Origin of the sequence: Occallatibacter sp., assembly GCF_035317045.1 — a bacterium.
Lineage (GTDB): Bacteria > Acidobacteriota > Terriglobia > Terriglobales > Acidobacteriaceae > Telmatobacter.
The window spans coordinates 47,480-69,572 of sequence record NZ_DATHHT010000022.1; the positions used below are offsets into that span (position 1 = coordinate 47,480).

The following is a 22,093-nucleotide window of genomic DNA, read 5'->3' on the forward strand; positions in this document are numbered from 1 at the left end:
ACAAGACCTCTCGCACCCTTGGTTCTTCGCCTATTCTTCGCTATTCAGCTATAATCCCTGAATGGATTTTCAGTTGGTGACCAGCTACAAGCCTCGCGGCGACCAGCCCCGCGCTATCGAGGAGCTGATGGAAGGGCTCTCGGCTGGCGAGAAACACCAGGTCCTGCTCGGCGTCACCGGCTCGGGCAAGACCTTCACCATGGCCAAGGTCATCGAGCAATCGAACCGGCCCGCACTCATCCTTGCGCACAATAAAACGCTCGCCGCACAGCTTTATCACGAGTTCAAGCAGTTTTTCCCCGGTAATGCCGTTGAATACTTTGTCAGCTACTACGACTACTACCAGCCCGAGGCATACATCCCGGCGGGCGACCTCTATATAGAAAAAGAAGCCACGATCAACGAGGAACTGGACAAGCTGCGGCTCTCGGCGACTCGTTCGCTGTTTGAGCGGCGCGACGCCATTATCGTCAGTTCAGTGAGCTGCATCTACGGACTCGGTTCGCCGGAAGCGTACTACGGCATGTTGCTGCTGCTTGAAAAAGGCCAGCGCATCAGCCGCAAAGACATCACCCGCCGTCTCGTCGAGATCCTCTACGAACGCAACGACGTGGACTTCCGCCGCGGGACATTTCGCGTGCGCGGCGACATCATCGAGGTCTACCCCACCTACGACGAGTCGGCCTATCGCATCGAGCTCTTTGGCGACGAGATCGAGTCGCTCGCGCAAATCGATCCCCTCTTCGGTACCGTCAAGCAGAAATATGCGCGGCTGCCGATTTATCCCAAGAGCCATTATGTTGTGCTGCCGGAGCGCAAGGCCCAGGCCATCGACTCCATTGTCGCGGAGCTTAACGAGTGGGTGGCGTATCTCGAGGCTGAAGGCCGCATGGTGGAAGCGCAGCGCGTGCATCAGCGAACGCGCTTCGATCTCGAAATGATCAAGTCGATGGGCTACTGCCACGGCATCGAGAATTATTCGCGCCACTTCTCGGGCCGACTGCCCGGCGAAGCTCCGCCAACGCTGCTCGATTATTTTCCGCGCGATTTTCTGCTATTTGTGGACGAGAGCCACGCCACCATTCCGCAAGTGCACGGGATGTGGCACGGCGACCGAAGCCGCAAGCAGAACCTTGTGGATTATGGATTCCGGTTGCCCTCGGCGATGGACAATCGGCCATTGAAGTTTGATGAATTCGAGAATCGCATCCATCAGACGATCTATGTCTCCGCAACGCCCGGTCCGTATGAGCTGACCCGCTCCGCAGGAGTCGTGGTCGAGCAAGTGATCCGCCCGACCGGCCTCGTCGATCCTGAAGTCGAAATCCGTCCGGTAAAAGGCCAGATTGACGACCTGCTCGCCGAAATTCGTGATCGTGCCAAGCGGAACGAGCGCGTCCTGGTCACGACCCTCACCAAGCGCATGTCTGAAGACCTTGCGGGCTACTACACCGAAGTCGGTGTGCGCTGCCGCTATCTGCACTCGGAGATCGAAACGCTGGAACGGGTAAAGCTGCTGGCCGGTTTACGCAAGGGCGAGTTCGACGTGCTGATCGGCATCAACCTGTTGCGCGAAGGCCTCGACCTGCCTGAAGTCTCGCTCGTTGCAATCCTCGATGCCGACAAAGAAGGCTTCCTCCGCTCAACCGGATCGCTGATTCAGACCATGGGCCGTGCGGCGCGCCACCTCGAAGGCCGCGCGATACTCTACGCCGACAAAATGACCGACTCGATGAAGCACGCCATTGGCGAAACCGATCGACGTCGCGCCATTCAGCGCGCCTATAACGAGGAGCACGGCATCACGCCGCAGTCGATCATCAACAAGATGGACATGGGCCTGGCACAGATTCTCAAGGCCGAATACGGCGAGATCGAAGTCGAGGAAGCCGCGGGATTGCCCGAGTTCAACTCGCAGGCCGATGTCGATGCCTTCATCGCCAGGCTCGAGACGGAGATGCGCGAGGCCGCCCGGAAATTCGAATTCGAAAAGGCCGCCAAACTGCGCGACTCGATCAAAGAACTCCGCGAAAAGGAGTTTCTGTTCGGATAGCGGTCGACGGACGCCTGAGCAAACGGAATCGTCTGCAATCGAGATGAAGTTTTTTGTTAGAATGCACCGTGCAAGCAGATTCCCCGGGGAATTCCAATTCCGTCAAACAATACAGGACTGATCGTCGAATCTTTTTCGCTGGCCGTCCCTATTGAAAGGACTGGAGACACGATTGGTGACCGTCAAGCCGGTGGCCAAGGGCTCTTTCACCATCGTTTTGATCATTCTGCTCGCGGCATGCGCGGGACGCTTGCACGCGCAACAACCGGTGTCGCAATTTGATACCCTGTCCGCTCGCGCAACCGAAGCACGCAATCAGCAAAACATCCCGCTCGCAATTCAACTCTACGGCGAAGCTTTAGACGCAAAGCCGGACTGGGCTGATGGCTGGTTCTATGTCGGCTTGCTTCAATACAGGTCCAATGGCTATGCCTCCGCGATCGATGCGTTGAATCACTTTCTCAAGCTTCAACCCGGCGTCGGCGCTGCAATCGCCTTGCGCGGATTGTCTGAATTCGAAACCGCGGCTTACGATGATGCGCTGCGCGATCTTGAGCAAGGCGTCAAGCAGGGTGCGGGAGATCAGCCCGGCAACGAGGCGATTCTCCGTTTTCATCTCGCAGAACTACTGGGCCGCGCCGGACGTTTTGACGACGCCGTGGCGCAATACTCATTCTTCGCCGCCCACCGCCTCAAAGATCCTTTGCTCTCGCTGGGGATTGGGCTGGCCGGTTTGAGAATCCCGGACCTGCCCCAGAATGTCCTCCCGGAGAAGCGTCAATTTTTTGAAGCCGTGGGCGACGCTGGGTATGCGTATCTTTCGGATGACACCGATGCGGCCGATGGACAGTTCAACGACCTCTTCGCGCGCTATCCTACGACGCCTAATCTGAATTTCTTCTATGGCACGTTGCTCTACAAAGACAGTCCAACGCTCGCAATTGAGCAGTTCCGCGCTGAAGTGGAGCATGTGCCCGCCAACATTTATGCGCACGGCGTGCTCGCGTTCACCCTCACTGTTGCCGGCCGCTTCGCCGAGGCAAAGCCGGAAGCCGAAATCGCTCTAGCCGCCGCCCCCGACATGGAAATGGCGCAGGTCGCCCTGGGACGCGCCCTCGCTGATACCGGAGATGTAAAACGCACCACCGAATTGCTGAACAAGGTGCTGCGAAAAGACCCTCAGAACCTCGAAGCGCATATGGGATTGGCAGACGTCTACTCGCGGGCTGGTAGAAGAGAGGACGCCTACCGTGAGCGGATGGTCTGTCTTAGCCTGGCAAAATAGTTTGAAAATCTTGGGAGCCCGCATCCTCACACTCGTTTTGTTGCTGTGCGCGCTGTCTTCAGGGCAGACGGCTTTCGCGGCGTCGCCGAAGCCTTCGGCGAATCAGCCTGCCTGCGCCGACTGCCATTCGGGTGTCACGTCCTCCTATGCGCACGCAGCCATGCACCACGCACTTGAAACTCCCGGAGCGAATCCAACCCTTGAGTCTCATCCCAACCTGAGTGTTCAACAAGGCCAGTACCTTTACACAGTGCAGACCAGAAATGGTCGCAGCACGTACAGCGTGTCAGACGGCACTAACGCCTTAACCGTGCCCATTCGGTGGATTTTTGGCCAGCACGCCCAAACCTGGGTACTCGAAAAAGATGGCGTTCTCTATGAAAGCCTGGTCAGCTACTTCCCGCTGGACCAGGGGCTGGCCACGACGCCCGGAGATGCGAAAATCGTTCCCAAGGACCTGATGCAAGCATTCGGCAGGAAGATTTCCGCGTGGGAATCTCTACAGTGTTTCGGCTGCCACGCATCCAACGTAGTCAAAGGGAAAAAGCTGGATCTGGAAAATCTTAGCCCTGGGGTAGGATGCGAACGATGCCACGCCGGCGCCGAACAGCACAAAGCCGACGCCGCTCGCGGAAACTTCTCTTCGCTGCCAAAGTCGCTCAAGACCATGAACGCTGAAGATGCCGGGAATTTCTGCGGTCAATGCCATCGCACATGGGACGCGACGGTGCGGAATCATTGGCACGGGCCTTCCGATGTGCGCTTCCAGCCCTATCGGCTCGCAAACAGCAAGTGCTTCATCGGCAACGATCCGCGCATCAGCTGCCTCGCATGCCACAATCCACATCAACAGGCCGACCATAACCTTGTTTCTTACGATGCGAAGTGCCTGGCCTGCCACGGAGAGACCGCAACCAATGCGACGTCGGCTGCCAAAAGCTGCCCGGTAAGCAAATCAAACTGTGTTAGCTGCCACATGCCCAGGGTCCCTTTGCCGGGTGGCCACGCAATTTTTACGGATCACCTGATCCGCATCGTAAAGCCCGGCGAGCCCTATCCGGACTAGACCTGCGCAGCGAACCATGGTTGGTTCGGTGAGATAAAACACGTGCGACTGGACGGTTCCGAGGCGCTGGCAAAAACTCTTGCTGTCCACTCGTCATGATCGTCAGGATCGGTCGCATTTGCAGGCGGCGGCTCGGGCGCACGCACCTCTTGCATGATATCTTCGGCGTTCCAGACGACAGGATGGTGCCAACGAGCAGTCCAACGATCGGTGTAGCGTGGACGATCGTCACAACGGTGCAGGCTACTGCGCCAGATTCTGTTCTTCGAATTCCTCCCTCATGGCATGGGGTTTCGTCGTCTCTTAAGGATTGGAAGACCGACCTTTAAGGCTCCACGTTAAACCGAGAAGATTCTCGGGCCGTAGAAACCGTCTAGGGTTCTCGAATGAAGCCGTGGTAGACATCATTGGCGTCGACATAATAGCCCGTGATGACTCCTCGGTCGTTGATGCCCGACACCCAGGTGAAGATTGAACCAGCAGGATCGACCGTTGCAGATTTGCCGTCGAGAGTGCGTAGATAGCCGTGAAGCACGCCATCCGCGTCAATGTAGATTCCCGTGATCGCTCCCCAGTCGTTTAAGCTCACGGGACAATCGGAAGGACAACCCGTTCCTTCAAAGCTGTCGGTCCCCGCTCCCGGTACATCGAATGTCGTAAACTCGCCTCTGGCATTGCGCAGAAAGCCATGGCTCACATTATTCGCATCAATGTAGCTTCCCGCGATCGCCCCTAATTGGTTGAGGCCCAGGTTACAACCGGGACACCCGGTCCCTTGATAGCTGCCGGTGCCCGCGCCGGGAACGTCAAACACTTTCAATTTGCCCTCGGCATTGCGCACGAAGCCGTGGTGAACGAAGTTGCCGCTATTGTCCTCGAAGCCACCTGCAACAAGTCCAAATAAGTTCACGTTGCTGGCTCCCGACCCAAAACAGCCGTCCGACCCGTTGCCCGTGCAGGCGTCTGGACCAATCCACGTCGTAAACTTACCCTCGGGACTGCGCAGAAATGCATGGAACGAAAAGTTTGAGTCGGTGTAGACGCCTACGACTGCTCCCTCAAGATTGAAAGCTCTCGGAGTGGTGCCGAAACCGCCCGCACCTGGAACGTCGAAGGTCGTAAACTTTCCGTTCGGACTTCGCACGAAGCCGTGACTGAAGCCATTCGTGTCCCAGTAGTTTCCTGTAATCACCCCGAGGTCGTTGATGGCGTTCGGACTGGTTCCATTAAAAGAACCTGGGGTCGTATCCGCGCCGGGTGCCTCGAACGCGGTGAATTTGCCCTCAGGACTGCGCACGAACCCGTGGTACACGTTGTTCGCGTCAACGTAGGCTCCAGCGATCGTTCCCCAGACATTGACGCCGCCGGGGATGGTTCCGTTGAAATCCCCTGGCGTCAAGTCCGCGCCCGGCGCATCGAAGGTGATGATCTTTTGTGCGTGGGTCTGAAGCGACGCCCCCATCGCGGCAGACATGGTTATCGCCACGCAAAGGGCTGCGCGGCTCAAGAGAATCGGCAAAAGTGGTTTCAGTTGATGCATGTGACCTCCGTTCATCGCCTAGATGGTCCACCGCCGCGGTAGCCGTGTCATCCCCCACCTGGGGGAAAATCAAACTTTTCTTTTCCATTCAAATCAAAGGGCGCTATACTCCTTCCACTCCTAATTCCTCCATTCCCCGAGGAATCCATGCACGACGACTCCATTGTTCGCCTCCTCAGCACCCTGTATGCCGCCCCCGCCGCCCCCCGACTCTGGAGCGAGTTTCTGCGTCAACTTGGCGAAAGCTGCGGAGTGGATAAGGCCGCTCTGATCGCGCATGACATGTCGCGCAACCATCACAGCATCGTCGCCGGACTGGGAGATGCGTTGAAGGAGAGCGGAAATGAGTACGAGGAATACTATTGGCAATTCGATGAGTGGACTGCCCGCCTTCCGAAGGTGGGTTTAGCGGGACAAGTACATCTGGGTGAGGAGGTGTGGCCCGAACCGGCGTTTCTCAAGAGCGTCTTTTACAACGAGTTTCTCCGCGAGTATGGAATTTGCCGGTTGGCAGCCGTTTTTTTTCCCGGCAAACAGGGTTCGTTCGATGGAATCAGCTTCTACCGTGCGAGGCACGAACAAAAGTTCGATCACGAGCAGATAACCTTGCTGAATACTGTTGCACCACATCTGAAAATCGCTCTCCAAACTAGACGCAAGCTGGCGGCTCTCGAAGGGCGCGTTTCCGATCTGGAAACCGCGCTCGACGCCATCGCCAGCGCTCTGATCCTGCTCGACTCAAACCAGAACGTGATCTTTGTCAATCGCAAGGCACGCACCCTCCTGGGCGCCGACAATAGCCTTTACGTGCGCAAATCAAAATTAGCCGAAAGAGATTCCCCCGAATCATCTCGACTCCAGCAACTGATTGCGAAGGCCCTCGCCAATCCAGCCCGCGCAGATAGGACCGGCGGCGGATCGATGCCGTTGTACCGCCCCGGAAAACGTCCCTTGCACATTCTCGTTTCTCCCCTTCATGCGACAGACAATCCAGTTTGCACTAAAGCCTCCGTTGCAGTCTTCATCGACGATCCTGAAGAAAATCCCATAGTTCCGGCAGAAGTGCTGCGGACTCTCTTCGGCCTGACTCCGGCCGAGACCCGCTTGGCGCTTTCCCTTCTCAACGGGCATTCAGCATCGGAGACAGCGGATCTAGGCCGCGTCAGCCGCGAGACCGTGAAATCGCAAATGAAGGCCCTTTTGGCCAAAACACGCTCCCGCCGCCAGGGGGAGCTGATACGGCTCCTGTCCCGCCTGCCAGGAATTGCTGTTTGATCAGGTCCATTGCCTCTCCGGCGTTTAGGTATAGACTTCTCGTTTTCACCCAACTCCCTTCCATCTCGACCTCTAGTGTGAGGCAAATCACATGTCAGAAGCCTAAGATGGTTGAGAATAGGCTCGTTAGATTCCCCTAAGGCATTAGTCCTCAGTGCGAGAATCAGAGATGGAGCTCTGATGGCAACGTTTGGAAGTCTCTCTCTTCTCATCGCTTTAGCGTTGGCGGCATATAACCTCTTTGCCGGCATTGTCGCGCTGAGACTGCTGGCGACCGGCCAGCCCGCGCCGATTGCCCCGGAACGACTGGCCGACACGGCTCGCCGGGCCGGAATTGCCGTGTTTGTCGCGGTAACAGCAGCGGCAATTGCACTGGTTTGGTCGGTTTTCACCAACGATTTCTCCATCACCTACATCATGGAGCACTCGAACCGCGCTCTCCCCGGCTGGTACAAATTCTCTGCCCTGTGGAGCGGCCAGGAGGGTTCCCTGCTCCTCTGGTGCTGGCTGCTCGCCACGTACGGGTTTGTGCTGCGCCTGCGTCATAAGACGGATGTAAAGCTCTATGCCTACGCCGGGACAATTATGGCCGGCATTCAGGTCTTCTTTCTGGCATTGGTGAACTTTGCGGCACCGCCTTTTGCGCTGCTCAGGGGCGCGCTTCCTGCCGACGGCAACGGATTGAATCCGCTGCTCCAGTATCCGGAGATGGTGATTCATCCCCCGATGCTCTACCTCGGCTACGTGGGATTCTCGGTACCCTTCGCCTTCGCGCTGGGCGCCCTGATGATGCGATACCCCGGAGAAAAATGGATCAAGATCACGCGCGTGTGGACGCTGGTGACATGGCTCTTCCTCACGGGCGGCATCTTCCTCGGCATGCACTGGGCCTACGCTGTACTCGGCTGGGGCGGCTACTGGGGATGGGATCCAGTTGAGAACGCAAGCTTCATGCCCTGGCTCACCGGGACGGCCTTCTTGCACTCCGTGATGATGCAGGAGAAGAAAGGGATGATGAAGAGCTGGAACGTCTGGCTCATCTTCTCTACCTTCCTGCTCACCCTTCTGGGAACGCTGCTTACCCGCGCTGGCCTTGTAAGTTCGGTTCACGCGTTCGCGCAGTCGTCAATCGGCACCTGGTTCATGGTCTTCATGGGGATCGTGATTGCAGTCTGTACCTTCACCTACATTGTGCAGCGCGATCACCTGCAGGCCGAGCACCGGCTTGAGTCGCTGGTGAGCCGCGAGTCGAGCTTCCTCTTCAACAACCTCGTACTCCTGACCGCCTGCTTCGTGATCCTCTGGGGAACACTCTTTCCCATCCTGAGCGAATACGTCGTAGGCAACAAGGTCACGGTGGGCGCACCCTTCTATAACCGGGTGGCGATTCCCATCGGCTTGTTCCTGCTGTTCCTGACCGGCGTAGGACCCCTGCTGCCGTGGCGTTCGACATCACTGCGAGCCGTTCGCCGCAACTTTATATTGCCGACGGTTGCCTTGTGGGCCATGGTCATCGTCTGTCTCGTGTTTGGCGTTCGCCCATGGAAAGACGGTGCTTTCGATCCCGGCAATTTCTACGCGCTGGTTGCGTTTGCGTTGGCGGCCAGTGTCATGACCGCTATTCTCTCGGAGTTTTTCCGCGGAGCGGGCGTAATTGCAAAACAGACAGGCAAAAATATCGCCAGTTCGATGTACCTGCTCTGTCGCCGTAACACCCGACGCTACGGTGGTTACCTGGTCCACATCGGCGTGGTAATCGTCGTCATCGGCCTTGCCGGTTCGGCGTTCAATCGCAACACGGAAAAAGAACTCGCGCTGCACGACACAATGAGTGTCGGCCCCTACACGCTTGAGTGCGTCGGCTTCACCCAGGATTCGAACGCCAATTACAACTCCGACTATGCGCTGCTCGATGTGTATCGGAATGGCAAAAAGCAGTTCCAGATGGCGCCCGAGAAGCGCGTCTACCTGGTCAGCCAGCAGCCCCAGACCATGGTCGCGATTCACTCCGTTCCCAGTTGGGATCTATACGTGGTTTTTGAGGGCACCAATCCTGATACCGGGCAGCCGATCATCAAGGCGTTTCTCAATCCGCTTGTCAGTTGGATCTGGGCGGGCGTGGTGCTGATCGTGTGGGGCACACTTGCGGCACTGGTTCCAAGCCTCAAGCCGGTAACCACGGGAGTGCGCACGCCGACTGCTCGAACGGAGCAATCCGAAGCAGTTTTGAAAGGCGGCGACTGAGATGCGAATCCCGCTAAGTTTGAAGTATTGGAAGAAAGCTTTGCAGGCCGGAACGCTCGCGGTTGTGGTTTGCTTTTCAATGGGTGCGAGCGACGCAGGTGCGCGTTACGATCACCTGAACCACCAGCTTATGTGCAGTTGCGGATGCGGGCAGGTTCTGGGCGAGTGTAATCACGTCGGCTGCCCCGATTCGCCCGTGCAGTTGGCTGAATTGCGCACGGCCATCAATGCCAGCCTGACGGACAAGCAGATCCTCGACAGCTTCGCCGCGAAATATGGCGCTACCGTGCTGGCCGCGCCCACCATGCAGGGATTCAACCTTGTGGCATGGATCGCGCCCTTTGCGGTTTTTGCCGCAGCCATGTTCGGCACCATTCTGCTCGTCCGGCACTGGTCAGTCGGCAAAAAGGAAGCCGAGCAAACGGCAAGCACACCCGAAATGGACGAATTGCGCAAACAAATTCGCCGCGAAACCGATAATGACGGCGACGAAGGAGGTCGGCAATGAGCGAAACTCTTGGATTGGCGCTTGGATGCATGATGGCGATGGTGCTGTTCCTCTATACCTTCTGGCCTGAGAATTCGTTTGCCAGCCAGCGGCAGAAGACGCGCCTCGATTATCTCGAAGAACGCAAGGAACAACTCTACGAAAATCTGCGCGACCTCAACTTCGAATATCGCGCCGGCAAATACCCTGAAGAAGACTTCGCGGCGCAGCGCGCGCAACTTGAAAATGAAACAGCGCAATTGCTCGCCGAAATGAATCACCTGCAGCAGCAAGGATAGGCAATTAAAGATAAGGACTCCGGGAAAAATCATGAGATCGATGAAGACTTTTTTGCATGCAGTCGTTGCCGGCTTTCTTTTTGCCGGCACACTCGCGCACGCCGTGCAGTTGACAGGTACAGTGACTGACAAAACAACCGGGAAGCCAGCGGCTGGCGATCCCGTGATATTGGTCGAACCAATGACGGGCATGACCGAAGTGGCGCACACCACCGTCGACAGCAGCGGACACTACACGCTCAATCGACCAAGCAACGCACCGTCGCTGGTAAAGGTGACGCACCAGGGAGCCGAGTTCTTTGCCGACGCTCCCCAGAGCGGCTCGGTCCCCGACATCGCCGTATACGACGTGGCCTCGAAGGTGGAAGGCGTTTTTGCTGAAGCCGACGTACTCGAAGTCGAAAGCTCGAACGGCCAGTTGCACGTGATCGAGCGCTACTTCATCCACAACACCAGCATGCCGCCACGGACCCAGTGGAGCCCGAAGAGCTTCGAGATCGTCCTCCCTGCAGAGGCCGTTGTCGAGTCGGCCCAGGGGCAGCGGCCGAGCACTGGCAGCCTTCCCACCACGCTGAAGCTGCAGCCCGATGGAGAGAAGGGCCACTACGCCTTCAACTTCCCCATCCAGCCGGATGAAGGCGAAAAGGACACCCAGTTCAATATCAGCTACACCATTCCCTATAGCGGATCCTTCACGTTCCATCCGCAGGAGTCTCTGAGCACGCAAAGCGTCGGTGTGCTGCTGCCGAAAAGCATCACCTTCAAAGCGGGCGCAGGCTCGACATTTACAACGATCAACCAGGACCCGAACATCCAGACGTTCATCGCCAAAAATGTGGTTCCCGGCAAGGCGCTGGAGTTTACCGTTTCAGGTACCGGTTCGATGCCGCGCGAAGATCAAGGCGCGGCAGGACCTGGTGGCCCGGAAGCCGCTGCGCCCGGCAATGGCCAGCCTGGCGGCGGACTCGGCGAACCGATTAACACCCCCGACCCGCTCAGCAAATACAAGTGGTGGATCCTCGGCGGCCTGGCTCTGCTGTTTGTTGTTGCAGCGGCATTCTTGTTGCGTAAGCCCGCGGGAGTTCCGGGCGTACCTGCAACACAGGGAGCTGGCGCGGCGGCGCCTCCCATTTATCCAGCCGCCGAACCCCGCTTGACGGCGTCGCACAACGGCGCTCTGCTCGGAGTGCTGAAGGAAGAACTCTTCGCATTAGAGAGCGAGAAGCTGACCGGAGCCGTATCGCCAGGCGAGTACGCCGAGACCAAAGCTGCGCTCGAAACCGTGCTCAAGCGCGCCCTCAAAAACAAGTCGTAAAAATGAGGTTCAGAACAACAGCGCTCGCACAGATGCAATATGCGATCGCTGTCGCTTTGCTGAGCGTGCCGCCCTCCATCTCAACAATCTCTCTTGCTTGTTAACCCTGTTCCCCTAGTCCCGAGTCCCCGTTCCCCGCATTTAGTATTCTTCCGAAATGAAGACATTGCTTCGCACGCTGCTTTTTCTCGCTCTCATTGTCTGGATTGGCGCGGAGATTTTCTTTCCCATTGTTGCCGCTGTTACCTTCAACTCCCTGCCCGGCGCTACCCACACTGCCGGAACCATCGTCGGTGAACTGCTCCGCATTCTGCACGGCATGGGAATTGTCTGCGGCCTTGTCCTCCTCGCTCTTATGGCCCTTGCGCCCGCATGGAATATCTATAAGCCGCGTGCCGTCCTCGCGCCCATGGTTCTCGTTATCCTCATGCTGGCCTGCACAGCCTACTCGCAATACGGAATCATCCCCGCAATGGAACGCGACCGCACTGCCGCCGGCGGAGCGATCGACACCTCTGACGCTACCAATCCCACCACGGTACACTTCAACATGCTCCACAACCGCAGCGAACACGTTGAAGGTGTGATCCTCCTTCTGGGAATCGCTACCGTGGCTCTCGTTGGCTGGGCGGAATCAACGCGTACCTAGGAGGAACGCATGGGACGTGAAGCTATCTGCGCGTGCGTGTGGAACGGAACGCAGCACAACGTGAAAGCGCTGCTGGAGCCGCCCGAACTCATCGTGCGTGGAGAGATACGGCGCCGGGTTCCGTTTACAAAGATGAAAGATGTTCGGGCTGACGAAGACTGGCTTCGGTTTAAGTTCGAGGGTGAATCTGTCGCGATTCAACTTGGCGTTCGGATGGCGGCAAAATGGACCGATGCACTGCTCAAGCCACCTCCGACGCTGGCGAAAAAACTGGGCATCACGCCGGAGACAACCGTGCGTACCATCGGCCCCATCGATGATGCAGCATTGAAGACCGCGCTCGACGTCGCGCTTGCGGTCTCGAATTCGAAGGGCGATCTGATCCTGGCACGCGTCGATACTCCGGCCGAGTTGAGCGCTGCGCTCGCAAAAGCCGCCAGCCAACTCAAGTCCGGCATTCCCATCTGGTTCATCTACCGCAAGGGTCCGGGGCATCCGTTGAATGAAAACCTTGTGAGGGAGACGGCATTGGCTACTGGGATTGTGGATACGAAGATCGCGGCGGTGTCGGCGGAGTTCTCAGCTCTCCGATTTGTGAAGCGCCGAACCTGATCGGCTTGTCACTGCGCTGATTCCAAGGCGGTGTTATGCTCTCTCGCTTAATGAAGATCCAATGCCACTAGCCATTGAAACTGCCCTTGAGATTCGCGAAGAGCCAAACGCAAAGCTCGCAATCGAGACCCGCGCTGCGACCGGACGCATTCCGTGGGCAGGCCCATTCATCGTCATACTTGCCCGACCTCTTCTAATGATCGCTTCGCAGGGACTGGTGGCACTGATCCTTGCCGGCATGCATCGTCCCGATCCATGGCATGCGGCGGGATACTGGTGGACGGTGTACGGCACGTTGGTAGACATCGGCTGTCTCGCGGCGATGTTCTGGTTCACAAAGCGCGAAGGCATTCGGCTGCGCGATCTGCTCGGTCCCGTACACCTGCGTTTCGGCAAGGATATCTTTCTGGGACTGGGCTATTTCCTGCTGGTCTTTCCACTGTTCCTGCTTGGTGGCGTGGTGTTTCACAAGCTGTTCTATCCTGCGTCACGCGTGGATCCAGGAGCATACCTGTTTCAGCCGCATGCGATGCCACTTTGGGCCGTCATCTACAGCCTGTCGCTCTGGTGGATCATCTGGTCTCCGACAGAGGAAGCCACGTACCAGGCGTTCGCACTCCCGCGCATCCGGGCGATCACCGGCCGTACGTGGGTTGCGTTCGTTGCGGTGGGGTTCATTTGGGCGTTCCAGCATAGTCTCCTGCCTTGTGTATTGGATTGGCGATATATCGCGTTCCGCACGCTGGCCTTTGCACCAGGAGCCTTTGCGCTGATGGCAATCTACTGGCGCACGCGAAGGCTTGCTCCCCTAATCGTGGCCCACTGGCCCATGGACATTGCGGGCGCGCTGATGATGACCGTCTTGCCGAATTTGAAGTGATGCGACAGCGAGTGCAAGAAAACAATTCCCCAGTCCCTGATCCCGAGTCCCTAGTCCCTAATCCCTGCTCTTCGCTCTTGTATCATCGTAGAGGCCCTGAAGCGCGCAAGGTAGCGTGCAGGGGCACCATCGGATTCGCATGAAAACTGGCATCATCGGCCTGCCGCAGGTGGGCAAGACATCCTTATTCAAGATTCTTACCAAGGCCAAGCTCGAAGATCGCGGCTATTCCAATCCGCGCGAGGCGCACATAGGAGTTGCCAAGGTTCCCGACGATCGGCTCGACAAGCTTTCCGCGCTCTACTCCCCGAAGAAGACAACGCACGCCTCGGTTGAATTTGTCGACGTCGCCGCCATCGGCCAGGAAGCGCTGAAGGAAACGGCCTTCCTCACCAGCCTTCGCAACGTTGACGCGCTGATCCACGTGCTGCGCGCATTCGAGGATGATTCCATTCCGCATGTCGGCGCGAACGATCCACTTCGCGACGTCAAGAACGTCGAATTCGACCTGATGATCAGCGATCTCACCCAAGTGGAAAAGCGCCTCGAACGGCTCGAGAAGGATTTGAAAAAGGGTCGTACCAGCGAACTGGAACGCGAGCAGGCTCTGCTTTTGCGCTCAAAAGAAGCGCTGGAAAAAGAGCAGCCGATCCGCGAACTGGAAATGACCGCAGAAGAAAAGAAGCTTATTAAAGGCTTCATGTTTCTCTCGCAAAAACCTGTTTTGTATGCAGTTAACATCGGTGAGAGCACAAAGCTTGGCGACGACCTGGAGGCTGCCGTTTCACGCTATGGTCTTTCCGAGGTTGCACAACGGCCGAATGCGGGAGCGACAGCAATCTGTGGCAAAGTCGAGGCCGAATTAGCGGAGATGGACGAAGCCGAGGCGGCGGAATTTCTGTCCAGCTACGGCCTGCACGAGAGCGGCTTGGTGCGACTGATTCGCAAGAGCTACGAGCTTCTCGGCCTCATCAGCTTCTTCACCGCTGGCGAAGATGAGTGCCGCGCGTGGACGATTCCAGCGGGATCGAAAGCACCCCAGGGAGCCGGCGCGATTCACTCCGATCTCGAGCATCACTTCATTCGGGCAGAAACCATCCGGTGGGACAACTTGCTGGCGGCCGGCAGCGAAGCGAATGCGCGCGCGCTGGGCACTCTCCGGCTTGAGGGCAAAGAGTACGTGGTGCAGGATGGCGATGTCATGCACATTCGGCACAGCGGGTAAGGGTAAGCAAGAATGCTCAAACTCTCGGTGGCCCTGGGCATCCTGGCCGCGCTCGCGGATATCGCCGGCGGACTGGTGCTGGTGCGGGCGCGCGGCGTGGAGCGCTACCTGCGCTATTTTGTCGCACTGGGCGCCGGCTTCCTGATGGCTGTAGCGCTTCTCGAAATGACGCCCGAGAGCCTCAAGCTCAGCCCGACACTCGGCCCAATCCTCATCATGATCGGCTACTGCGCCGTTCACCTGCTCGAGCACACCATCAACTCGCATTTCCACTACGGCGAAGAGACGCACCACCATGAATTCGTCTCTGCGCGCACCGGCTACTCCGTGCTAGGCGGACTCAGCGTGCATGCACTCTTCGACGGCGTGGCCATTGGCTCGGGCTTCGTGGTGAACAGCGCCCTCGGCTGGCTGATCTTTCTCGCGGTATTCCTCCACAAGGCGCCCGAGGGCTTCACGATGGCCTCAGTGATGCTGGCGAGCGGGCGCAGCCGGAAAGCGGCCTTCTACTCGGCCGTCATGCTGGCAGCCGCCACCATCGTCGGAGTGCTGGTGATCGAACTTGCCCCCAAGTGGATGCCCTACGGCCTGCCAGTTTCGGCCGGCGTAGCGCTCTATGTCGGTGCCAGCGACCTGGTGCCCGAAGTCAATCGCGAGCCCGGCATTCGCATGGCCCTGGTATTTTTTCTAGGTGTCGTGGGATTCCTGGTGATGCGATGGGCGCTCCCTGCGCTCTAAACCAGCCGATGAGAGCCGCATCAATCGTACGTGCTGACCGGAACCGCGCGACTCGATCCGAATCTGCCGCGATAGAGCCGGGCAAGCAGACGGCCGTAATCGAGAGCGACCTTCACATTGGCCTTGCTGGCTCCGCGGTACCTCTGCCCAAAGGCAAACGGAACCTCGCGAACCGAGGAGATGCGCGCGCGCACCAGGATCTCAAGCAGCAACTTGAATCCCGCCTGCTGAAACGCTATTCCCGTGAGGCAGTCGCGGCGTACGAAAAAGAAGCCGGACATGGGATCCTTGGCGCGGAGCCCTATGCGCTGGATCGGCCAGGTAGCCCACACCGCCGCAGCCGACAGCAACTTCCTCAGGACATTCCATTCGCCAAGTCCCCCGCCCGGGGTATAGCGACTGCCAATTACCAGGTCGCAGCCTGAAGCAATCGCCGCCGTGAGTTCCGGCAACAGTTCCGGCGGATGCTGAAAATCCGCATCCATGACTCCCACGATCCCGGCGTCGGTATTTTCCCATCCATGAAGAATCGCGCCAGACAAACCGCGCTGTCCCTTGCGTACCAGCAGGCGAATCCGCGGATCCTGCAGCGCAAGGGCAGAGACAATCTCTGCCGTTCCATCGCAGCTGTCGTCATCCACAATCAGGATTTCGTAATCAAAGTTGAGCGGGTCGAGGGCGCCGCGCACGCGATCCAGCAGTACGGAGAGATTTCCCGCCTCGCAAAGGGTCGGTATCGCCAGTGCCAGCTTCTGAGGAAAACGAGGGCCAACGAGTTCCCGCGGTTGCGGGATCGTTGACTCGCCGATCGCGACACGAACTGGATGAATGGATGCCGATACCATGCGTTAGATGTCTATGGGAATATAGACGTATTAACCCGCAGAAGCGTACGCAATACAAAGGACTTTCCCAAATTCTAATATCCCTGAATACGAAACCTGATTACGGTACGCTGGAAATAAGAGATTTAGGGAAGCACGTCTTGCCCAATCTCGATTATAGTCAGCTAAAGGCCTTCCCTCCTCGTCCAATGAAATAAGTGCCTCTGAATGCGACATGTTCTCGCCAAGGGAGGTTTGCAGAGTCTAAGACTTGCCCGAGGGTTGATGCGCTCATTTTGTAAGCGGGCCGTGTTTTGCTCGTTCATTGGAAATCTGAATTGGAAGTATAGAGCTGAATCTTTTGGAAAACCGTAGCAAGCGCAACATACTCCTGATCCTCGCCTTCTCACTTCTGGCGATGGCGACGATGGGCTATCACCCCGGGATCGAGGATGACGGTGTCTATCTAACCGCCGTCAAGAGTGACCTGAACCAGGCGCTCTATCCGTACGACGCAGCATTTTTCCGTGTCCAGCTGCAGGCGACGCTCTTCGACAAGTGGGTCGCAGAATTTATACGCATCACCCATATTCCCGTATCCGTCACGGAACTGCTGTTCCAGTTCATATCCATTCTGCTGATCATCGTGGGCTGCTGGAGCATTGCCCGGATGCTCTTCGAGGACGAACGCGTGCAGTGGGCCGGCATCGCTCTTACTGCCGCAATGATGACACTTCCCGTGGCTGGCACAGCCCTCTACCTTGCCGACCAGCATCTGCACCCGCGCAATATTGCCACTGCGCTTGTCCTTCTGGCTGTTTCCCGCATTCTCGCAGGCCAGCGATGGCTGGCCGTTCCCCTGCTGCTCGTCGCTTTCGTGCTCCACCCCATCATGGCTGCGCTGGGCATCTCTTTCTGTTTCTTCCTGACCATGGCGATGCTCGAACCGGTCCACGTCTGGCTGCGTTCGTGGCGCGACTCGCTTGCGGCCGCAGTGCCCCTGGGCTGGATCTTCGAGTCTCCCACACCCATTTGGCACCGTGCCCTTCAGACGCGCAGCTACTACTTCCTTTACAGCTGGACATGGTACGAGTGGCTGGGCGCGCTCGGCCCCCTCTTCCTGTTTTGGCTGCTGTGGCGCGTCGCGCTCAAGCGCGGCGAAACTCTGCTGGCGCACTTCGCCCTCGCGATCTTTTCCTATGGCATCTTCCAGCAGGCAGTGGCGATGATCGTGCTCAAGTCTCCCGCGCTGGTACGGATCACGCCCATGCAGCCTATGCGTTTTCTCCATCTCATCTATTGCTTCCTCGCTTTGATCGGCGGTTGCCTGCTGGGCAAGTATCTGCTCAAATCGAGCCCCTGGCGCTGGGCGGTCTTCCTCGTTGTCATCAATGCCGGCATGTTCGCTTCGCAACGCGCCCTTTTCGCCAGCAGCGAGCACATGGAACTGCCCGGAAGGCAGTCAGCAAATCCGTGGTTGCAGTCGTTTGCGTGGATTCGAACCAATACCCCGGTCAACGCTTACTTTGCCATGGATCCTTATTACCTCGCCGCGCCCCAGGAGGACTATCACAGCTTTCGCGCGCTTGCCGAGCGCAGCCAGCTGGCCGACATGGTCAAGGACACTTCGGTTGTCACCCAAGTGCCCGAGCTCGGGCCGGCATGGGAGCGGCAAGTCGACGCGACTGCCGGATGGCAGCACTTCAAAATCGCCGACTTCGAGCGCCTCAAGTCTGAATTTGGCGTTGACTGGGTGATCGTTTCTTATCCTCAGCCTGTCGGACTCGCTTGCCAATGGCACAATGCCTCGCTCTCCGTCTGCCGCATTCCCTGAACGGCTCGAAACAACACCAGCCTTCCCGCACGTTTTGCGCCGTGAGGGTAGGTGCGCAAAAATGAAAGTGTGGTTCTTACCGGCGGGGAGCCCGAAAGATGCTGAATCTCACGCAGAGGTTGATTCTCGGCTGTGTCGTGATCGCCGCCCTCGCCATGGGGCTGGTCGCCGCAACGCACCGCGCACTGGCCGCAGCCGGCCAGATGCACCTCGCCATCGCGCTGCTCATCTCCCTCATCCTTGTTGAGGTGGCCACCGTCATGCTCGTGCTGCATCCCATCCGGATGCTCGCCGCCGATGCTCGCAAAATCGCTCGCGGCAACCTTGAACATCGCGTCGAGTGGGGCGGCCGTGACAGTTTCGGCGAGATTGCAGCCGAGCTCAACCGCATTGCCGTACGCCTGCGCGAACTGCGCGACACCGAAGCCGGCCGCCACCAGATGGAGTATCAGCTCTCCGATGCCGTACTTCAGTCCATCTTCGAGCCCATCATCGTCACCGACGCCAAGGGCCACATCCTCAAGCTCAACCAGGCAGCCGCCGACGTGCTCGGGGAGGCTGCGAGCGATCGGCTGGCCCTGACCAACACCCCCGGCGGCGACAAAATCCTGAGCGCGATCCGCGATGCCATCTCCATGCAGAAGCCCATTGCCGTCGAAGGCGAGGCTTCCATGCTTCCTATGCGCATCGGCAAGCAGTCACGCAGCTATCGTCTCCGTACCATGCCCATGCGCGACTCCGAAGGACGGCTGCTCGGCACCGTGACAACGCTTGAAGACGTCACCACACTGCAGGACACCGACCGATTCAAGACGCAGTTCATCTCCGTCGCCAGCAAGAAACTCCGCGATCCCCTTTTGCAGCTGCGTCGGGGTATCTATGCCCTTCAGCATGGATTCGGCGGCGAATTGCTCCCCTTGCAGGCCGAGTTGGTCGTCGAAGCCGGCAACGAGGCCGAGAAGCTGAACGATCTGATGGCCGACCTCATCGAAGTCGCCGAACTCGACACGGGCAAACGTGAATTCAACCTTGAGCGCCTGCGCCCGCTGGCCCTGCTGGATGAAGCACGCAACCGCTACGTTGACGAAGCAGCAGCCAAACAAGTCCGCATTGAAGTCAGCGCCTTTGCAGACCTCTCGTTCATCATGGCCGACCGCCGTGCGGTCCGCTCCATCCTCGACAACCTGGTCGGCAATGCCTTGCGCTACACCCCGGCCGAGGGTGAAATCTTTCTCGCCGCCGAAGAGTTGAAAGAATTCGTGCAATTCACCGTGCGCGACAGTGGGCGCGGCATTGAGGCCGAACGTCTCAGCAACATCTTCGATCGATTCAATCCCTTCTCAGAGAGCGGCACCGGCATGGGCTTGGCGCTCGTCCGGCGCCTGGTCGAATCCCTCGGCGGTCAGATCGCCGTCGAGAGCCGCCTCGGACACGGCACCACCTTCCGCTTCACTCTGCCCGTCGCAGTGGCCGAAGCGATTCCCCACCCGGTCGAGGTTGGCTGATGGCTGAAATCCAGATCGAACGCCTGCAGGAACCGGCCCGACTCCGCATCTATCTCGGCGCCGCTCCCGGTGTCGGCAAAACCTATCACATGCTCAACGATGCCCGGCTGAAGCGCAAGCAGGGTGTCGACCTGGTGATTGGCCTGGTGGAAACGCACGGCCGCGCCGAAACTCAGGAGCAGATTTGCGACCTCGAAATCGTACCCCAACGCGTGATCCCTTATCGTGGCGTCGACCTCAAGGAAATGGACATCGAGGCGATTCTGGCGCGCCATCCGCAGATCGTGATCGTTGACGAACTCGCCCACACCAACGTCCCCGGCAGCAAAAACCGCAAGCGCTACGAAGATGTCTTCGAACTCCTCGATGCGGGCGTCGACGTGTGGACCGCCGTCAACATCCAACACCTCGAAACGCTGAACGACGCCGTCAATCGCTCAGCCAACACCATCATCCGCGAAACGGTTCCTGACAGCTTCTTCAAGCGCGCTGACGAAGTCATCAACGTCGACATTACCGTGGAAGAACTGCGCTCCCGATTACGCGAAGGCAAGATCTATGCCGCCGAAAAAGTTGAGCAGTCGCTCGCCAACTTCTTTCGCAAGGGCAACCTTAACCTCCTTCGCGAACTCGCACTACGCGAAACGGCCGAACAGGTAAGCAAGCGCGCATCGGATTACCGCCGCACCCAGGGCCTCGAGCAAGCGCCCATCCCCGACAAGGTGATGGTCTGCCTCAGCACGCGGCCCGGAACCGAGCGTCTCATCCGGGTAGGCGCGCGCGTTGCCGGCCGGCTTGCCACCAACTGGTACGCCGTCTACGTAAATCGGCCCGACGAAGATAAGGGCCACGGAGATCCTGAAGCCTTTCAACGCATCGAGGAGTATCGACGCATGGCGCGCGACCTCGGCGCCCAGGTAATCACGCTGAATGATAAGAATGTCGCTGACGCGCTGATCCGGTTTGCTCAGCAGGAAAGCATCTCCCACGTCATCTTCGGCCAACCCGTGCGCTCGCGCCTTGACATTCTCCTGCGCGGATCCGTGCTTAACCGCTTCCTGGCCGAAGTGCGCGACGTAACCGTGCAGGTAGTGCCGATGCAGAAGCCGCTCAGGCGAGGGTAGCCCCTCCAACTCCTGCAATTCCGTTCACACTCCACGCCTGCTCCTTCGATTCCCCGATCGGCATGGGCTTGCGCATCGCAAGTGTAGACATGACTTTTAGTACGGTCAGTGGGTTTGGAATTTGTGGTGGAAAGTGTGGGCCTACTCGCTAAACACGCGCACCCGAGTCTTGTTGCCGTCCTTGCCGTCCACATCCACGGTCAGATCTTCGAGGTGATCGATCAGCTCCTCGATATTCTCCGGCTTGATCTGCGATAGCGTCAGTGGCACACCATGGCTGCTTAGTGCCTGGTCAAGCTGGTTGTGAGCCGTCTGCGGAATCAGTGCTGCCAGCCGCACACCGGCGCGCAACAACTGCAGGGGCACGCGGACATTCACCGTCGTCGGGCCCTTCAGGCCGGTCATCTCTTCATCGGCCTCCACCAGTACGCGCAGATATTTGGCACGCGTACGGGGTGCGCCGGGCTGCTGTCCGTTCCCGGCGCTGTTCGGCGTTTTTCCTGCCGTCTGGGCAGTGTCGGGTTCGAGCGCCGCAAGCAGTCGTTCGGCTTCGTCGGCCGTGATTTTCCCTGCAGCCAGCATCTCCAGAATCTGACGTCTGTTGTCGTTCATATCTGTCCTCCCCAAAGTTCCGTGATCGGCGAGAACGCGTGGTGCACGGCCTCGGCCAGCGCCGGAATCTGCGCGCTGCAAAAATGCATGAGAATCGGCACAAGCTCACGCAGGTGGAGTAGCGCCATTGATGCTGGCTCTTGTCACCGGAATCTTCGGCTTAGGCTTTGCACTCGTCTTCTACCTGCAGTTGAATAACGCTGTCGACGTCGGCGCTCGCACAGTGGCGGTCATCCGTGCCACAAACTCCGACGGTACAACTCCCGACCCATGCGCTGCCGCGTTGGCCACCATTACCAACGCTGCGCCAACCCTGACCGCCTCGAAAATCAAGCTCAGCGTCAGTCTCAACGGAAACGCATACAACAACGTAACTACCTGCACCAATGGTGAGGCGAACGTCATTTCCGGCAAGACAGCGCAGGTCACGGCAACGTATCCATACACCCTCATGCTGTTTGGTTGGAAGCCGGTCGCTATGACCTTGAGTGCACAAACCACCGAACTGATGCAGTGAAGAAACCAT

General features: G+C 58.3%; 20 protein-coding genes. 17 read left to right on the top strand and 3 right to left on the bottom strand.

The window, feature by feature from the left end; translation table 11 throughout:
* Positions 1–61 precede the first annotated feature (61 nt).
* The 3 genes from uvrB (at position 62) to VK574_RS09870 (ending at position 4,404) form a co-directional block, all read left to right on the top strand.
* Positions 62–2,053, top strand: a complete 1,992-nt coding sequence (gene uvrB / locus VK574_RS09860; protein ID WP_472799671.1) for an excinuclease ABC subunit UvrB — start codon at positions 62–64, stop codon at positions 2,051–2,053.
* A 175-nt stretch (positions 2,054–2,228) separates the two neighbouring features.
* Complete coding sequence (locus VK574_RS09865; protein ID WP_472799672.1) at positions 2,229–3,338, top strand: tetratricopeptide repeat protein; 1,110 nt, start codon at positions 2,229–2,231, stop codon at positions 3,336–3,338.
* Position 3,339: 1 nt separating this feature from the next.
* Entirely contained in the window at positions 3,340–4,404 is a 1,065-nt protein-coding gene (locus tag VK574_RS09870; protein ID WP_472799673.1) for a multiheme c-type cytochrome, read from the top strand.
* 373 nt (positions 4,405–4,777) lie between these two features.
* Here VK574_RS09870 and VK574_RS09875 read toward each other — a convergent pair whose 3' ends face one another.
* The gene (locus tag VK574_RS09875) at positions 4,778–5,944 is read right to left on the bottom strand and encodes a hypothetical protein (protein ID WP_472799674.1); all 1,167 of its coding nucleotides are present in this window, start codon (positions 5,942–5,944) and stop codon (positions 4,778–4,780) included.
* Positions 5,945–6,091: 147 nt separating this feature from the next.
* On the opposite strand from VK574_RS09875, the gene VK574_RS09880 reads away from it, so the two are divergent.
* From VK574_RS09880 to VK574_RS09925, 10 genes are all read left to right on the top strand, one after another.
* Complete coding sequence (locus VK574_RS09880; protein WP_472799675.1) at positions 6,092–7,219, top strand: helix-turn-helix transcriptional regulator; 1,128 nt, start codon at positions 6,092–6,094, stop codon at positions 7,217–7,219.
* A gap of 180 nt (positions 7,220–7,399) precedes the next feature.
* Entirely contained in the window at positions 7,400–9,463 is a 2,064-nt protein-coding gene (locus VK574_RS09885; RefSeq protein ID WP_472799676.1) for a heme lyase CcmF/NrfE family subunit, read from the top strand.
* A 1-nt stretch (position 9,464) separates the two neighbouring features.
* Positions 9,465–9,971: a cytochrome c-type biogenesis protein gene (locus VK574_RS09890; protein ID WP_472799677.1), complete on the top strand. Its 507-nt coding sequence runs from the start codon at positions 9,465–9,467 to the stop codon at positions 9,969–9,971.
* The gene (locus VK574_RS09895) at positions 9,968–10,249 is read left to right on the top strand and encodes a hypothetical protein (RefSeq protein WP_472799678.1); all 282 of its coding nucleotides are present in this window, start codon (positions 9,968–9,970) and stop codon (positions 10,247–10,249) included. Before VK574_RS09890 ends, VK574_RS09895 begins: the two co-directional genes overlap by 4 nt.
* 31 nt (positions 10,250–10,280) lie before the next feature.
* The gene (locus tag VK574_RS09900; RefSeq protein ID WP_472799679.1) at positions 10,281–11,564 is read left to right on the top strand and encodes a peptidase associated/transthyretin-like domain-containing protein; all 1,284 of its coding nucleotides are present in this window, start codon (positions 10,281–10,283) and stop codon (positions 11,562–11,564) included.
* A 157-nt stretch (positions 11,565–11,721) separates the two neighbouring features.
* The gene (locus VK574_RS09905; RefSeq protein WP_472799680.1) at positions 11,722–12,213 is read left to right on the top strand and encodes a DUF4149 domain-containing protein; all 492 of its coding nucleotides are present in this window, start codon (positions 11,722–11,724) and stop codon (positions 12,211–12,213) included.
* Between the two features lie 9 nt (positions 12,214–12,222).
* Positions 12,223–12,825, top strand: coding sequence for a hypothetical protein (locus VK574_RS09910; RefSeq protein WP_472799681.1), 603 nt, complete (start codon positions 12,223–12,225; stop codon positions 12,823–12,825).
* 61 nt (positions 12,826–12,886) lie between these two features.
* The gene (locus tag VK574_RS09915) at positions 12,887–13,705 is read left to right on the top strand and encodes a CPBP family glutamic-type intramembrane protease (RefSeq protein WP_472799682.1); all 819 of its coding nucleotides are present in this window, start codon (positions 12,887–12,889) and stop codon (positions 13,703–13,705) included.
* A 139-nt stretch (positions 13,706–13,844) separates the two neighbouring features.
* Positions 13,845–14,930: a redox-regulated ATPase YchF gene (ychF, locus tag VK574_RS09920; RefSeq protein WP_472799683.1), complete on the top strand. Its 1,086-nt coding sequence runs from the start codon at positions 13,845–13,847 to the stop codon at positions 14,928–14,930.
* A gap of 12 nt (positions 14,931–14,942) precedes the next feature.
* Complete coding sequence (locus tag VK574_RS09925) at positions 14,943–15,668, top strand: ZIP family metal transporter (RefSeq protein ID WP_472799684.1); 726 nt, start codon at positions 14,943–14,945, stop codon at positions 15,666–15,668.
* A gap of 20 nt (positions 15,669–15,688) precedes the next feature.
* Here the strand turns inward: VK574_RS09925 and VK574_RS09930 are convergent, their stop codons facing one another.
* On the bottom strand, positions 15,689–16,513 hold the full coding sequence (locus VK574_RS09930) for a polyprenol monophosphomannose synthase (protein ID WP_472799685.1): 825 nt from the start codon (positions 16,511–16,513) through the stop codon (positions 15,689–15,691).
* Between the two features lie 340 nt (positions 16,514–16,853).
* On the opposite strand from VK574_RS09930, the gene VK574_RS09935 reads away from it, so the two are divergent.
* The 3 genes from VK574_RS09935 (at position 16,854) to VK574_RS09945 (ending at position 20,955) form a co-directional block, all read left to right on the top strand.
* Positions 16,854–18,326 (top strand): hypothetical protein, encoded by a 1,473-nt coding sequence (locus tag VK574_RS09935; protein ID WP_472799686.1) that lies wholly within the window; start codon positions 16,854–16,856, stop codon positions 18,324–18,326.
* A gap of 98 nt (positions 18,327–18,424) precedes the next feature.
* Complete coding sequence (locus VK574_RS09940) at positions 18,425–19,831, top strand: HAMP domain-containing sensor histidine kinase (RefSeq protein WP_472799687.1); 1,407 nt, start codon at positions 18,425–18,427, stop codon at positions 19,829–19,831.
* Positions 19,831–20,955, top strand: coding sequence for a universal stress protein (locus VK574_RS09945; protein ID WP_472799688.1), 1,125 nt, complete (start codon positions 19,831–19,833; stop codon positions 20,953–20,955). Before VK574_RS09940 ends, VK574_RS09945 begins: the two co-directional genes overlap by 1 nt.
* A 141-nt stretch (positions 20,956–21,096) precedes the next feature.
* Here the strand turns inward: VK574_RS09945 and VK574_RS09950 are convergent, their stop codons facing one another.
* Positions 21,097–21,567, bottom strand: coding sequence for an SHOCT-like domain-containing protein (locus VK574_RS09950; protein ID WP_472799689.1), 471 nt, complete (start codon positions 21,565–21,567; stop codon positions 21,097–21,099).
* 130 nt (positions 21,568–21,697) lie between these two features.
* Between VK574_RS09950 and VK574_RS09955 the strand changes: the two genes are divergently transcribed.
* Positions 21,698–22,084, top strand: a complete 387-nt coding sequence (locus tag VK574_RS09955; RefSeq protein ID WP_472799690.1) for a hypothetical protein — start codon at positions 21,698–21,700, stop codon at positions 22,082–22,084.
* Positions 22,085–22,093: the final 9 nt, after the last annotated feature.

Coding starts and splice junctions, on each gene's coding strand:
- uvrB (WP_472799671.1), top strand. CDS start 62: ATGGATTTTCAGTTGGTGACCAGCTACAAGCCTCGCGGCGACCAGCCC.
- VK574_RS09875 (WP_472799674.1), bottom strand. CDS start 5,944: ATGCATCAACTGAAACCACTTTTGCCGATTCTCTTGAGCCGCGCAGCC.
- VK574_RS09880 (WP_472799675.1), top strand. CDS start 6,092: ATGCACGACGACTCCATTGTTCGCCTCCTCAGCACCCTGTATGCCGCC.
- VK574_RS09885 (WP_472799676.1), top strand. CDS start 7,400: ATGGCAACGTTTGGAAGTCTCTCTCTTCTCATCGCTTTAGCGTTGGCG.
- VK574_RS09890 (WP_472799677.1), top strand. CDS start 9,465: ATGCGAATCCCGCTAAGTTTGAAGTATTGGAAGAAAGCTTTGCAGGCC.
- VK574_RS09895 (WP_472799678.1), top strand. CDS start 9,968: ATGAGCGAAACTCTTGGATTGGCGCTTGGATGCATGATGGCGATGGTG.
- VK574_RS09900 (WP_472799679.1), top strand. CDS start 10,281: ATGAGATCGATGAAGACTTTTTTGCATGCAGTCGTTGCCGGCTTTCTT.
- VK574_RS09905 (WP_472799680.1), top strand. CDS start 11,722: ATGAAGACATTGCTTCGCACGCTGCTTTTTCTCGCTCTCATTGTCTGG.
- VK574_RS09910 (WP_472799681.1), top strand. CDS start 12,223: ATGGGACGTGAAGCTATCTGCGCGTGCGTGTGGAACGGAACGCAGCAC.
- VK574_RS09915 (WP_472799682.1), top strand. CDS start 12,887: ATGCCACTAGCCATTGAAACTGCCCTTGAGATTCGCGAAGAGCCAAAC.
- ychF (WP_472799683.1), top strand. CDS start 13,845: ATGAAAACTGGCATCATCGGCCTGCCGCAGGTGGGCAAGACATCCTTA.
- VK574_RS09925 (WP_472799684.1), top strand. CDS start 14,943: ATGCTCAAACTCTCGGTGGCCCTGGGCATCCTGGCCGCGCTCGCGGAT.
- VK574_RS09930 (WP_472799685.1), bottom strand. CDS start 16,513: ATGGTATCGGCATCCATTCATCCAGTTCGTGTCGCGATCGGCGAGTCA.
- VK574_RS09940 (WP_472799687.1), top strand. CDS start 18,425: ATGCTGAATCTCACGCAGAGGTTGATTCTCGGCTGTGTCGTGATCGCC.
- VK574_RS09945 (WP_472799688.1), top strand. CDS start 19,831: ATGGCTGAAATCCAGATCGAACGCCTGCAGGAACCGGCCCGACTCCGC.
- VK574_RS09950 (WP_472799689.1), bottom strand. CDS start 21,567: ATGAACGACAACAGACGTCAGATTCTGGAGATGCTGGCTGCAGGGAAA.
- VK574_RS09955 (WP_472799690.1), top strand. CDS start 21,698: ATGCTGGCTCTTGTCACCGGAATCTTCGGCTTAGGCTTTGCACTCGTC.